This window comes from Flavobacterium sp. GP15 (genome assembly GCF_014281985.1).
GTDB lineage: Bacteria > Bacteroidota > Bacteroidia > Flavobacteriales > Flavobacteriaceae > Flavobacterium > Flavobacterium pygoscelis.
In genome coordinates this window covers 366995-381378 of the sequence record NZ_JACFTC010000002.1, presented here as the reverse complement: position 1 = coordinate 381378, position 14384 = coordinate 366995, and the positions used below count along the sequence as shown (strand labels likewise).

Genomic DNA, 14384 nt, shown 5'->3' with positions numbered 1-14384 from the left:
AATCTGATAATTTCAGCGAAAAAAAGTGATAATGAGCAGATTAATTTTGTATTTTCATACTGCTTTAGTACCTTTCGCAATAGATACAATTACAAACCTTACACATTGAAAAAATGTTAGAAGAAAAGAATGATAACCTGTCTCGCCATGAGAGCGAAACAGATGGAAATATTGAAAACAATTCAGTTGAGTCAACTACAACTGTGACTGAGTCTAAAGAAAATAATATTTCTAAAGAAACAACTGCTTTTGCTGCAGAAGAAAATGAAATACAACCTTCTGAGAATAAAATTGTAGAAACTCAAAATCAGAATGCACTTGATGCTATTTCAGATACTAATGCAGAAGAAAGTGAAGACGAAACCCTAAAAGAGCGTCATGATATTCCCATGCAAGATTATGATACCTTATCATTAGAAGAGTTAGTAGAAGAACTAAAAAACCTGGTTTCTAATGAAAAATTAGTATCAGCAAAAGATCATATAGAAGAAATAAAGAAATCGTTCTTGGCGAAATACAATCACCTTTTAGAAGAGAAAAAAGAAGAATTTGCTGCGGAAAACCAAGATCCAAATGAAGAATTTCAATATCATTCTCCTTTAAAGAGCAATTTTGACAAATATTACTCCATTTTTAGAGATGCAAAAAATGCGCATTTCAAAAACTTACAAACAAATCTAAAAACTAATTTAGAAAACCGTTTGGCTATCGTAGAAGAATTAAAGGAGCTTATTAATCCTCAAGCAAATATAAAGGATACTTTAAAACATTTTAATGATTTAAGAGAGCGTTGGAAAAATGCTGGACCAATTCCAAAAGACAAATACAATCACGTTTGGAATAATTTCCATTTTCATGTAGAAAATTTCTATGATTATCTGCACTTAGACAGAGAAGCTAGAGATCTTGATTTTAAACATAATTTAGAGCAAAAACAAAAAATTGTTGCCCGTGTTGAAGAATTAGTAAACGAGGCAGATATTAATAAAGCTTTTAGAGAACTACAAGATTTACATAGAATCTGGAAAGAAGATATTGGTCCTGTTTCGCGTGAACACCGCGATGAAATCTGGAACAAGTTTAGTGACTTAACTAAGCAAATGCATGATAAAAGAGAGGTTTTATTTGAAAATCAAAGAGGAACTGAACTTGAAAATTTAGCAAAGAAAAAAGATATTATTGCTCAAATTGAAGTGTTAGCTACTGAAAAAGTAAATGCACATTCACAATGGCTTGCTCAAATTGAAAAAGTAGAAGCTTTACGAACTGCTTTTTTCTCTTCTGGAAAAGTACCTTCAGATGTTAATGAAGAAACTTGGTCTGCATTTAAAACTGCTGTTAGAAATTTTAATTCTTTCAAAAACTCATTTTACAAAGATATTAAGAAAGACCAAAATGACAATTTAAGCAAAAAAACAGCTCTTGTTGCAAAAGCTAAAGCTTTACAAGAAAGTACAGACTTTGCTGCCACTACTCCAATTATGAAGCAAATTCAAGAGGAATGGAAACAAATAGGTCACGTTCCCCGAAAATACTCTGATAAAATTTGGAAAGAATTTAAAGATGCTTGTAATCACTATTTTGAAAAACTAAAAGAACAAAAAAGCGAAGAAAACACAGAAGAAGTTGCTGCTTTTGATAATAAAAAAGCCTATTTAGAAACGCTGAGAGAATTTCAATTGGTAGGAGAACACAAAGCAGATCTAGATGCAATTAAACTGCATATTGAAACCTGGAAAAACTTTGGTAAAGTTCCTTTTCCAAGAAGACATATTGAAGGTAAATTTAATAAAATTCTAGATGCTCTTTTTGAAAAATTAAATTTGAGTAAAAAGGATACTGAAATGATGCGTTTTGCAAACCGAGTGGATCATTTAACTGAAAGTAATGATTCCCGTAAGTTAGATAATGAAAAGATCTTTATCATGCGTAAAATTGAAGAAGTACAGAATGAGATCTTTCAATTAGAAAATAACATTCAGTTTTTTACCAATACACGTAATGCAAAAAAAGAAAATTCTATCGTATTAGAAGTTCGAAAAAATATTGAAATTCACAAAGAAACACTTGGTGTCTGGAAGGAAAAGTTAAAACAATTGAGAAATATAAATATCGAATAAAGTATTATTAAATATTAAAACCTTGAACTAAATGTTCAAGGTTTTTTTTATAAAAATAGATTTTAGTTTTAACTTTCATTTATAACAAAAATCACTTTATATTCAATAGCAAAGTATATATTTACAAAATGAATTGGATTCGGAAAACCATATTTATTATTGGGCTTTCATTTGTCTTTTTATTTGTGTTTACTACAAATCAATCTCGGGGTGAAACACTCGAAGTAGAACAAAACAAAACTTCCTTTGCAGCTGACAACGTTCACACCTCCGTTTTTATTCAGCCTCAAGTTGCTTCTTCATTTCTACCACATTACAAAAATCCTAGCTGCTCGTTTATAAAATACTTGATCAGTTATTCTTCTGTAATACCCGATTTTAAAATCAAAACACTTTTTATTCGTTTTGATTATCAAGATATTGACCGATGCGAAAAGGTTTCTCTACTACTCTTCCCTTATCATTCTTTTTGGTAGTAATAACTATAAAATAGTATTGAAGTATTTTTAATCTTTAGTACTTCTAGGACATTGCTTTGTCCTAATATTGATTGATGTCTTTAGATATTCAATACAAATTATCTTGTTATATAAATCACTAAAAAATAAAAAAAATGGATACTTCTATAGCCATAATTGGTCTTGTCCTTACAATTTTAATTGCACTTCCTATATTTTATTCTATAAGAGCAAACTCTATGAATAAATCAAAAATTGAAAAAATAAAAGCAGAATTTAGCCAAAACAATCGTTTTAAATTTGAAACTGCAGAAACATTAAACAAAAAAGTACTGGCTTTAGACGAAAAAAATAAAGGTTTTCTTTTAATGGATTTTAATTTAAAATCAGAAAAGAACTCGTTTGTCGATTTGAAGGATATTCAAACTAGTAAATTGGTAGTTACAAAGGACAATAGCGGTGAAACAATTGCACAAATAGACTTAGAGTTTCATTACAAAGAAAATAAAAAAATAAAATCTGTGCCATTTTATAAAATTGAAAATGATCAAATGGGGCAACTTTGCTTGTATGAAGATCATCAACTTGCAAAAAAATATAAGCAAATAATAGACAATTGCATTTCTATTTAACGCTTATTAAAATAATAAAAAAAGAGACTTTTAAAAGTCTCTTTTTTTATAACTATGCTTAATATGATAATTATCATTTTAAATATTTAGTCATAATGTTACTTTTGATTATTACTAAATTTATTTTTTATGAAAAACTCTTTAATTCAAAAATATAATGTTCCAGGACCTAGATATACTAGTTATCCTACGGTTCCCTATTGGGATGAATCTGATTTTTCGTATGAAATTTGGACTGAAACCTTAAAAAAATCATTTGTAGAAAGTAACGGTCCAGAAGGAATAAGTCTTTATATTCACTTGCCGTTTTGTGAAAGTTTATGCACTTTTTGTGGATGTAACAAGCGCATCACAAAAAATCATAGTGTAGAGAATCCCTATATTGATGCGGTTCTAAAAGAGTGGTCTATCTATTGTAAAATATTAGGAGAAAAACCAACTATCAAGGAAATACATTTAGGAGGAGGAACACCAACGTTTTTTTCGCCAAAGAATTTAGAAGATTTAATAAACGGAATCTTTACTAGCGCTGTAAAAGCTACTAATTATGAATTTAGTTTTGAAGGACATCCTAACAATACGTCTCACGAACATCTACAGAAATTGTATGATTTAGGATTTAGAAGAGTTAGTTTTGGCGTACAAGATTATTCTGCTAAAGTTCAAAAAGCAATACATAGAGAACAACCCTTTCATAATGTGGCAAAAGTTACTTTTTGGGCCAGAGAGATTGGTTATACATCTATCGGTCATGATATTATTTTTGGTTTACCCTTTCAGGAAATTGAAGATGTAATAGATACTATTGAAAAAACTAAATCATTACAACCCGACCGATTGGCATTTTATAGTTATGCTCACGTACCTTGGATTAAAGGAAATGGTCAACGTGGTTTTAAAGATGAAGACATTCCTAAAGATGATAAAAAAAGAATGCTTTATGAGACTGGTAAAAAATTACTCTTTGAAAATGGCTATCATGAAATAGGAATGGATCATTTTGCCTTAGAAACTGATAGTTTACATGATGCTTTTGAAAACGGAAAACTACACCGCAATTTCATGGGATATAGCTCTTCTAAAACCCAATTAATGATTGGCCTAGGCGTTTCATCGATTAGTGATAGTTGGTACAGTTTTGCTCAAAATGTAAAAAACTTAGAAGATTATTATCAAATATTAGAATGGGATAAACTACCGGTTTATCGTGGACATGTTTTAAATAACGAAGATTTAAAAATTAGAAAACACATTTTAAATTTGATGTGTCAATTTGAAACATCATGGGAAAATAAAGAAACTTATTTTGAAGAGATTCCAGAGGTTCTTGTTCAATTAAAGGAAATGGAAAACGACGGATTGCTGATTATTAATAAAAACAGCATTCAAGTTACCGATGCTGGTAAACCATATGTTCGTAATATCTGTATGGCATTTGATTTACGTTTGAAAAGAAAAGCACCAGAAACACAATTATTCTCTATGACAATCTAAAATTAAAATTAAATAAAAAAAATACGCCTTGAGCGTATTTTTTTATGACATTTAGTAATGCTAAAATTAGTGACAATTAGGATCTCCTTGAACAAATAAGCTCATATTGGATGGAGAAATATAAGGAATTCCTAAACCCAAACCTCTCAAAATAAACAAACAACCTATAATAACAGCTACATAGGGAATTACTTTTTGAATTCTATTACGGATCGGAATGGTTAAAAACGAATTAATATACACTACACTACTCATCATAGGAACGGTTCCCAAACCGAATAAAATCATATATAAGACTCCCAATCCTTCGCTTTGCATCGCTATTGCTCCAAATAGAGCTACATAGACCATTCCGCAAGGCAAAAAGCCATTTAATAAACCAATAGTAAACAAAGACTTATAACTCTTATTTTTAAATTGACTTCCTAAAGCAGTTTTAATTTTAGATATCAACTTAAAAACAGGTTTAGAGAAATTATATTTAGCAAAAATCTTATCAGGAACTAAGACTATTAAAATCATAGCGATGCCTATGAAAATGGATAAATTTTGTTGAATACCTGCTAGAAAAAAACCTTTTCCAAGAAGTCCAAATATAAAACCAATCGAAGCATAAGCTGTTAACCTGCCTATATGATAAGTAATAATTTGAGTTACTTTTTTAGCTTGATTATTACGATCTACAGGCAACATCATCGCAATAGGTCCACACATACCAATGCAATGAAAACTACTTATTAAACCGAAGATAAAGGCAGAGTAAAGCATTATTGTTAATTCTATTGTTATAAAATTGAAAGCCACAAAGTCAAAAATAAGACTTGGTGGCTTTTAATTTTATTAATTGATATAAATTATTTCTTTAGACAAATAGGACTTTCCATCATATTGCCATTCCATATTAATGTCCCATCGACCGCCTGCCAAACTTTTTTTAGGTATGAGCAAAGTAGTAGCATCAGAAAGAGAAATTGGAATTTCAAAATCTAATTTTTTGTTAGACGGTCTATAAAGGGACACAATTCCTTTTATATTTTTGGGTTTAAATGAACTTGGAAATACGATAGTAACTCCATCTTCAACTGCAGTAATTACAGGTTTTGAAACTAAATCTTCTGCATTTTGCACTCTTTTCATTTCTGCACCAAAATTAGCATCATGCTTGTAATACTCTTCTACAACTAAATCATTATCGTATTTTGAATCTGATTGCACTTTAAAAACAAAATATAATATGAAGGTTATAAACAAACCAAAAGCAATTACGATTGCAGTTCCCCAATTAATTTTCATGTTATTTTTATTTATAAATTTTACAGTTTTGTAAATTAGTCAAAACTTCTAGGACTTAAAAAGCTTGTGGTACTCGTTTCAATTTTTTTACCACCATCATAAACTTCGATCTTTAATTTGGTCTTATCGCTATCCAATAAATTCTTATTTATCTCAATAAACAATGTCCCGCCACTCATTCCTTGCTTTGGCACTTGCAAGACTTGTTTACCTACAACATTTAATGTTCCTTTTATACCAACTAATTTAAAATGAACATCATTAAAATTATTATTGGTTTTATTTATAATTTTAAACGTATAGATATTACTGATATTTTCTCCTTTATGCTGAAACAATTGTCCTGGCAAACGCAATATTGTAGCCTCGACGTCCGTACGTAAAAACAAAAGCCCAATTAATATTCCTGTCAAAATAAATAATATCGCTGAATAACCTTTCATTCTAGGAGTAAATTTAAACTTTACGTTTTTCTCAATTTCTTCCTCAGAGGCGTAACGGATTAATCCTCTCGGTAATCCAATATTATCCATAATGACATCACATTCATCAATACATGCCGTACAATTGACGCATTCCATTTGCGTTCCGTTGCGGATATCAATACCCGTTGGACAAACATTTACACATTGTTTACAATCGATACAATCTCCTTTTCCTGAAGCTGCTCTGTCTTCTTGTTTATTGTATTTAGCTCTACCAGTTTCTTTTTCACCACGAACAAAATCGTAAGCAACATTAATCGACTTATCATCTAACAAAACGCCTTGTAATCTTCCGTAAGGACAAGCTATAATACATACTTGTTCTCTAAACCAAGCAAAAACGAAATAAAAAATTCCTGTAAAAATCAAAAGCGATATTAATGTACTGATGTGATCTTTAGGTCCTTCTTCGATCATCAAAAATAATTTATCACTCCCAATAAGATAAGCAAGAAATACATTAGCAATAAAAAAAGAAATAATTAAAAATACAGACCATTTAAGTGCTTTTTTTCTAATTTTCTCTGCATTCCATTCTTGCTTTTCTAAACGTATTTGTGCTCCTCTATCGCCTTCAATCCAGTATTCAAATCTACGGAAAACCATTTCTAAAAATATAGTCTGCGGACAAATCCATCCACAAAAGATCCTTCCAAAAATAACTGTAAATAGAATTACGAATACAACTCCTACCAGTAAAAAAAGAACGAAAATATAAAAATCTTGTGGCCAAAATGGAAATCCAAAAATATTGAATCGCCTTTCCAGAATATTAAACATCATAAATTGGTTGTCATTGATCTTTATAAAAGGACAAACAACAAATATGATCAATAAAAAATAACTGAGCCATTTCCTATAATCATAAAACTTCCCTGAAGGTTTTTTTGGAAAAATAAATTTTCTATTTCCTTCAGTATCTATTGTACCAATAGTGTCTCTAAAAGCTTCATCTGGTAATTTTGACATTTTTTTTTATTTAAAACACAATTTTAAAATAATTCTTAAAATCCTAAAGCTAAATAAAAACGTGTGTTTTTAATTATTATTTAACTGTAATAAATATTACTCCTCAACCCAAACTTCACCTTCTGGAGCTTTGGGATCAGTTGGATTACTTCCTTTTAAAGATATAATATAACTTGCCACTTTTTGCATTTCTTTGGGTTTTAAAGTTCCTTTCCATGCAATCATTCCTTTACCATCACGACCTCCATTTACTAAGGTGTGGAAAATATTTTTAATACCTCCGCCTAAGATCCATTGATCATCTGTCAAGTTTGGTCCAATTTGACCTCCAGCATCTGCTCTGTGACAAGCAGCACAATTAGTAGTAAATATCTCTTTTCCTACTGCTAAATCTGCTGGATCAGTTAATAAAGTAACTGTTTTTTCGTCCATCATATCCGGTGCAGTTTTCATATACTCAACCACTTCAATTTTAGCTTGAGCTATTTCTTTCTTAAGTTCCATCTCTTGATCATCAGCTCCTAATATTTCAAAACGAACCATATAGATCACTCCAAATACAATTGATGCATAGAATAAATAAACCCACCATGACGGTAAATTGTTATCTAGTTCTTTTATACCGTCGTAATCATGCTCTAATAATAACTGGTCTTCACTAACCGTTTCATCAGCACTAACTAATTTTTTATACCATTTTTTTTCTGTTATATTCCAATTAGTATTTTGATTTAATTCGGTTTTTTGCTCGTCAGTTAGTAAATGATAGGTGACATTATCTACTGCTCTCATAGTAATTGCAATGGCAACCAAAACAAAAAGGAACACCAATAAAAATACAGAAACCATTGGGTACTTTATAAAGGCAGGTTTATCTCCTGAGTCAATGAAATACTCCATTGCTCCAAAAGCAGCAAAGAATATTACAAGAACGCTAACGTATGCTGGAATTAATTTTTTCATTCTCTAAATTTTAAAAAATTATACTATTTTATTGTCATTCAATGGCATCTGACTTAGCTCATCGATTCTTTCTTTTTTATATGAAAACACCCAAATACCAAGTCCTACAAAAAATAAGAAAAAAATCAATAAGGATAAGATAGGAAATATGGAAACTCCATCGATGGTCTCCAAATTATGTTTTACTTGTTCAAACATGATTTACTAATTTTAGTATTATTTCTTTACTTTAATATCTGTTCCAAGTCTTTGCATATAAGCAATCATAGCTACAATTTCTCTTTCGTTCATAGGAACAAATTTTTCTCCTCTAGCTTCTGCTTTTTTCTTACTTTCATCATAACTTTTCACAAAGTCAGGATCATTTTTCAAACTTTCTTCAATAGCAAGAGCTTGTTTTCTTAAATCATCCAAACCACTCGCTACTTGAGCTTCTGTGTAAGGTACACCAAGTGTAACCATAGCTTTCATTTTCTTTTGAGTTAATGAAATATCCATTGGTTTGTTGTCAAATAACCATTTGTATCCAGGCATAATTGAACCTGCAGAAATACTTTGTGGACTCCAGAAGTGGTTAAAATGCCAGTTATCATTGTATTTCCCACCTACTCTTAATAAATCAGGACCTGTACGTTTTGATCCCCATAAAAATGGATGATCGTACACGAACTCTCCTGCTTTTGCTTGGGGTCCATAACGCTCTACTTCACTACGGAAAGGACGAACAGACTGAGAGTGACAACCCACACAACCTTCACGAATATACAAATCACGTCCTTCTAATTCTAAAGGAGAGTAAGGTTTTACACTTGTAATTGTAGGAATATTTGATTTTACCATAATGGTTGGAACAATCTGAATAACACCACCAATCAAAATAGCCACAGTTGCTAAAATTGTCAATTGAATAGGTTTTCTTTCTAACCAAGGGTGAAATTTTTCTCCTTTTACTCTTCCAGAACTTATTCTAACTAAAGCTGGAGCTTCTGCTAATTCATCTTCAATAGTTGCACCTGCTCTTAATGTTTGAACAATGTTATATACTAAAACAAGCATTCCAGTTAAATAAAGACATCCACCAATTGCTCTCATCCAATACATTGGCATGATTTGAGTAACTGTTTCTAAAAAGTTACCATAAGTTAACGTTCCGTCTGGATTAAACTGTTTCCACATTGAAGCTTGTAAGAAACCAGCAACATACATTGGAATTGTATATAAAATAACACCTAATGTACCAATCCAAAAGTGAAAGTTAGCTAATTTTAAAGAGTACAAACTGGTTTTTGCCATTCTAGGAACTAACCAATAAATCATACCAAAAGCCATAAATCCGTTCCAAGCTAATGCACCTACGTGAACGTGAGCAATAATCCAATCCGTATAGTGAGCAATAGCATTTACGTTTTTAAGAGATAGCATTGGTCCTTCAAAAGTGGCCATACCGTAACCTGTAATCGCTACAACGAAGAATTTCAAAACAGGATCTACACGTACTTTATCCCAAACACCTCTTAAAGTCAAAAGTCCGTTTATCATACCTCCCCAAGATGGAGCAAGTAACATTATTGAGAAAGCAACTCCTAAATTCTGAGCCCAGTTAGGTAATGCAGAATATAATAAGTGGTGAGGTCCAGCCCAGATATATATAAAAATCAAAGACCAAAAGTGAACGATTGATAATCTATATGAATATACAGGACGATTAGCCGCTTTAGGAACAAAATAATACATTAAACCTAAGAAAGGAGTAGTCAAGAAAAATGCAACCGCGTTATGACCGTACCACCATTGTACTAATGCATCTTGAACTCCTGCATAAACAGAATAACTTTTGAATGCAGATACTGGTAATTCTAAATTATTAAAAATATGTAAAACCGCTACAGTAACAAAAGTTGCTAAATAAAACCAAATAGCAACATATAAATGGCGCTCTCTACGTTTTATCATCGTACCAATCATATTGATACCCATTACAACCCAAATAAGAGTAATAGCAATATCAATAGGCCACTCTAGCTCAGCATATTCCTTTGACGAACTAAAACCTAATGGCAAAGTAATCGCTGCAGCAACAATGATTAGTTGCCAACCCCAAAAGTGAATATTACTCAAGAAATCACTGTACATCCTTGCTTTAAGCAATCGTTGCATAGAATAATACATTCCAGCAAAAAAAGCATTTCCTACGAAAGCAAAAATAACAGCATTTGTGTGTAGTGGTCTTAATCGACCGTAACTTAACCATGAAATTCCATCGGTCATGTTTGGGAAAAGAAACATAAAGGCCAATGTAAGCCCTACTACCATTCCTACCACACCAAAAGCGATGGTGGCATAAATGAATTTCTTTACAATTTTGTTGTCATAATAAAACTGCTGCATTTCCATAAATAAATTTGTTTTTAACTTAATTTAAACATTTTGAAGTCAATACTATAGATTTAGACATCTAATTTATTTTCTTCTTTTTTTTCAACTTTAATTTCCTTTTTTGTTGGTTTCAATAGCTCATCATCAAAAAGCATCCTGACAGATGGAGTATAATCATCATCGTATTGACCTGTTTTCACTGCTGTTATAAAAGCAATAAAAAAACCAATAGCAATTATTATACTGATGGTTATTAATAAATAAATGACACTCATACCTAAGTTTATGTTACAAAATTACTGTGATTATTTAGAGCAAAATATGACAATTGTCATACATCTTAACAAATGTTAAATAAATGTGAAGATAAACAAATATTTTAAATTTACGCTTACTTCTTTCTCGAGTAGTAGTTACTCATTACCGTTACAAAACTCACAATAGTTATAGTACTGAGCGGCATTATAATAGCTGCAACTAGAGGCAATAAGTTTCCTGTAACAGCAAACGTTAGCCCAACCACATTGTACAATAAAGACAAAGTAAAACTCATCTTAATGGTGGTTATAGAATTTTTTGAAAATTTCAGAAAATAATTTAATTTTTGAAATTCATTCGCATCTAAAATCGCATCACAAGCAGGAGAAAAAACATTTACATTCTCAGAAATAGAAATACCAATATCACTTTGCGCTAAAGCTCCAGCATCATTTAGACCGTCACCTACCATCATAACGTTATTCCCTTTTTCTTGTAAATTTTTTATAAACTCTAATTTTTGTTCCGGTTTTTGATTAAAAATCAACTCCGTTCCTTTAGGCAATAATCGTTCTAGAACAGAACGCTCGCCTTCATTATCTCCAGACAGAACTTTAATTTTATATTGTTTACTCAAAGTCTGAAATAGCTCTTCTAAACCTTCTCTGTATTGATTATTGAAAATAAATTTTCCGAAATAAATCCCATCAATTTTTATATGTACAGCTGTTTGTTGAATAGAAGAATCCTCTAGTTTTTCGACAAAACTCGCAGAACCAATTAAGATCGTATACCCAAAAATTTGAGACTTAATTCCTTTTCCAGTAATCTCCTCAAAATGCTCTACTTTCATTTTTTTAGTAAGTGTAGCAGATTTATTTTCTAAAATAGGAAGCGGCAAATAATCATATAACATTCTGCTTAACGGATGATTTGAAGCTCTAAGAACATTTTTTATTAGCAGCAATTGTTCATCTGAAAGAGTCGTTCCTTCATACGAAATATTCGATTTTTTATTTGTTGTAATTGTCCCTGTTTTATCAAAAACTATGGTATCTACTTTAGCTAATTGCTCAATAACTAAAGCATTTTTTAAATAAAATTTTTGCTTGCCAAGGATTCTTAATACGTTTCCAAAAGTAAATGGAGCCGTCAATGCCAATGCACAAGGACAAGCAACGATAAGCACTGCGGTAAAGACATTGAATGCTGTAGTAGCATCGATAAAAATCCAATAAGTAAAGGAAACAAAAGCAATCAATAATAATATTGGTGTAAAATAATGCGAAATATTATCAGTAATCGTTTTGTGTTTTTGCTCTACATTTTTTTGAAAAACATCATTGCTCCACAACTGCGTCAGATAACTTTGGGAAACTGAATGAAGTACTTCCATTTCGATCACTTTTCCTATTTGTTTTCCTCCAGCAAATACTTTGTCACCTGATTTTTTAGTAATAGCTACGGCTTCCCCTGTGACAAAACTGTAGTCAATTTCAGCTTGCTCAGAAATCAAAATTCCATCAACAGGAATTAGTTCTTGATTCCTAATTAGCAATCGATCACCTTTTAAAACTTCGTAAATCGGCACACTTTCTTCTGAAGTATCTACATTAATTTTAGTAATTGCAATTGGAAAATAAGACTTGAAATCACGCTCAAAACTTAAAAAACTATACGTTTTAATTTGAAACATTTTTCCTAAAAGCATAAAGAAGATCAGCCCCGTTAGACTATCAAAGAAACCAGGTCCATAGTCCATAATGATATCAAAAGCACTGCGAATAAACATCACTACAATTCCTAAAGCAATAGGAATATCAATGTTAAGCATTTTTGTTTTAATACTTTTATAGGCAGAAACATAATAACCGCTGGCAGAATAAATAAAACTTGGCATAGCCAAAGCAAAAATTAACCATCTAAAAAAACCACGATAGTGATCGAGCCAAAATTCTTTTACTTCAAAATATTCCGGAAATGATAGTAACATTATATTACCAAAACAAAAGAAAGCAACACCTAACTTGTAAGTTAAACTTCTGTCGACATTATTAGCCCCTGTTTCGTAATTTTCTAAGCTAATATAAGGTTCATATCCTATGGAACTCAATAAATAAACAATGTTTTTGATCGAAACCAACTCAGGATTATAGGTTATTCTAACCTTCTTTTCTGGAAAATTAACCTGAGAAGTGCTTATGCCTTTTTGAAGACGTTGTAGATTTTCCAAAATCCAAATACACGAGCTACAATGTATATGTGGAATGTTAAGTGAAATAATAGCGGTCGAATTCTCTTGAAATTCCAAAAGTTTGGATACAATGCTCTCATTATCTAAAAAATCATATTTGCCGCTAATATCTTGCGGAGTTGCTCCAGGTGATTTTTCGAAATCATAATAACACGTCATATCATTGAGACTAAAGATTTCATAAACAGTTTTACAACCGTTACAACAGAAATTTTTAGCATCAAAAATAATTTCGTCTTCTTTTACAATATCTAAACCACAATGGAAACAGTTTTGTGTGTCCATAACTTTGCTCATTTTACCTGCCACAAAGGTTACGAAATTGATTCCGTTAAAAAATGATATTTGTCATATAAATGTCTAAATTTGCGCTGTTAAACACCCCAGTTATACTATGAGTAAATGTGAACAATGTATCGTTAGAGAATTTAGCTCCTTAAAGGCACTTACCAAAGACGAATTACTTAAAATTTCGGATTGCAAGACTACCCATGTTATAAAGAAAGGGGACGTTATATTTGAAGAAGGAGAAAATGTAAATGGTATTTATTGCATTAAAGATGGTATTTGCAAACTAACAAAACTTAGTGCAAATGGAAAAGATCATATTGTAAAATTAGTAAGTAAAGGAGAGTTATTGGGTCAACGCTCTATGATTAGTGAAGAACCGGTAAATCTAAGTGCTGTTGCCTTAGAAGATATGCATGTTTGTTTTATTCCAAAAACAGAAGTAATGGGTTTCTTTGACAAAAACAATCAGTTTTCTATGAATGTTATGAAATCAATTTGTGGCGATTTGAAAGACGCAGATGATCACATGGTAAACATAGCTCAAAAAACAGTCAAAGAAAGATTAGCAGAAGTACTGCTTTACCTTCATGATACTTTTGGTAAAAATGAAGATAATTCTTTAAAAGTTCAACTTTCTAGAGACGAATTAGCTAGTATGATTGGTACGGCAACTGAAAGCTGTATTCGCTTACTATCTGATTTTAATAAATTAGAGCTTATAGAATTAACAGGTAAAAAAATAGTCTTAAAAGATATTAACAAATTAAAAAAAATAAGTAGAACCGTTTAAT

Annotated in this window: 13 protein-coding genes; 5 read left to right on the top strand and 8 right to left on the bottom strand. The window is 31.1% G+C overall.

Features of this window, described 5'->3' with window-relative positions:
* Positions 1 to 113 precede the first annotated feature (113 nt).
* The 4 genes from H2650_RS05855 to hemN all read left to right on the top strand — a co-directional run bounded on the left by H2650_RS05855 (position 114) and on the right by hemN (position 4704).
* Entirely contained in the window at positions 114 to 2120 is a 2007-nt protein-coding gene (locus tag H2650_RS05855; RefSeq protein WP_188049822.1) for a DUF349 domain-containing protein, read from the top strand.
* A gap of 128 nt (positions 2121 to 2248) precedes the next feature.
* Positions 2249 to 2596, top strand: a complete 348-nt coding sequence (locus tag H2650_RS05850) for a hypothetical protein (protein ID WP_188049821.1) — start codon at positions 2249 to 2251, stop codon at positions 2594 to 2596.
* Positions 2597 to 2733: 137 nt separating this feature from the next.
* Positions 2734 to 3210: a hypothetical protein gene (locus H2650_RS05845; protein WP_188049820.1), complete on the top strand. Its 477-nt coding sequence runs from the start codon at positions 2734 to 2736 to the stop codon at positions 3208 to 3210.
* A 129-nt stretch (positions 3211 to 3339) separates the two neighbouring features.
* On the top strand, positions 3340 to 4704 hold the full coding sequence (gene hemN, locus H2650_RS05840; RefSeq protein ID WP_188049819.1) for an oxygen-independent coproporphyrinogen III oxidase: 1365 nt from the start codon (positions 3340 to 3342) through the stop codon (positions 4702 to 4704).
* 66 nt (positions 4705 to 4770) lie between these two features.
* Here the strand turns inward: hemN and H2650_RS05835 are convergent, their stop codons facing one another.
* From H2650_RS05835 to H2650_RS05800, 8 genes are all read right to left on the bottom strand, one after another.
* Positions 4771 to 5472 carry a sulfite exporter TauE/SafE family protein gene (locus H2650_RS05835; RefSeq protein ID WP_188049818.1) on the bottom strand — a complete coding sequence of 234 codons (702 nt, stop codon included), beginning with the start codon at positions 5470 to 5472 and terminating at the stop codon, positions 4771 to 4773.
* Between the two features lie 72 nt (positions 5473 to 5544).
* The gene (locus tag H2650_RS05830; protein ID WP_188049817.1) at positions 5545 to 5997 is read right to left on the bottom strand and encodes a FixH family protein; all 453 of its coding nucleotides are present in this window, start codon (positions 5995 to 5997) and stop codon (positions 5545 to 5547) included.
* Between the two features lie 35 nt (positions 5998 to 6032).
* A complete protein-coding gene (gene ccoG, locus H2650_RS05825) occupies positions 6033 to 7451 on the bottom strand; it encodes a cytochrome c oxidase accessory protein CcoG (protein ID WP_188049816.1) in 1419 nt (472 codons plus the stop codon).
* Between the two features lie 96 nt (positions 7452 to 7547).
* Positions 7548 to 8414: a cbb3-type cytochrome c oxidase N-terminal domain-containing protein gene (locus tag H2650_RS05820; protein ID WP_188049815.1), complete on the bottom strand. Its 867-nt coding sequence runs from the start codon at positions 8412 to 8414 to the stop codon at positions 7548 to 7550.
* An 18-nt stretch (positions 8415 to 8432) separates the two neighbouring features.
* Positions 8433 to 8612, bottom strand: coding sequence for a CcoQ/FixQ family Cbb3-type cytochrome c oxidase assembly chaperone (locus tag H2650_RS05815; protein WP_188049814.1), 180 nt, complete (start codon positions 8610 to 8612; stop codon positions 8433 to 8435).
* A gap of 18 nt (positions 8613 to 8630) precedes the next feature.
* Complete coding sequence (gene ccoN, locus H2650_RS05810) at positions 8631 to 10808, bottom strand: cytochrome-c oxidase, cbb3-type subunit I (protein WP_188049813.1); 2178 nt, start codon at positions 10806 to 10808, stop codon at positions 8631 to 8633.
* Between the two features lie 53 nt (positions 10809 to 10861).
* The gene (gene ccoS / locus H2650_RS05805; RefSeq protein ID WP_188049812.1) at positions 10862 to 11065 is read right to left on the bottom strand and encodes a cbb3-type cytochrome oxidase assembly protein CcoS; all 204 of its coding nucleotides are present in this window, start codon (positions 11063 to 11065) and stop codon (positions 10862 to 10864) included.
* Between the two features lie 116 nt (positions 11066 to 11181).
* Complete coding sequence (locus H2650_RS05800) at positions 11182 to 13587, bottom strand: heavy metal translocating P-type ATPase metal-binding domain-containing protein (protein ID WP_188049811.1); 2406 nt, start codon at positions 13585 to 13587, stop codon at positions 11182 to 11184.
* 109 nt (positions 13588 to 13696) lie between these two features.
* Here H2650_RS05800 and H2650_RS05795 point away from each other — a divergent pair, with 109 nt between their 5' ends.
* On the top strand, positions 13697 to 14383 hold the full coding sequence (locus H2650_RS05795) for a Crp/Fnr family transcriptional regulator (RefSeq protein WP_188049810.1): 687 nt from the start codon (positions 13697 to 13699) through the stop codon (positions 14381 to 14383).
* Position 14384: the final 1 nt, after the last annotated feature.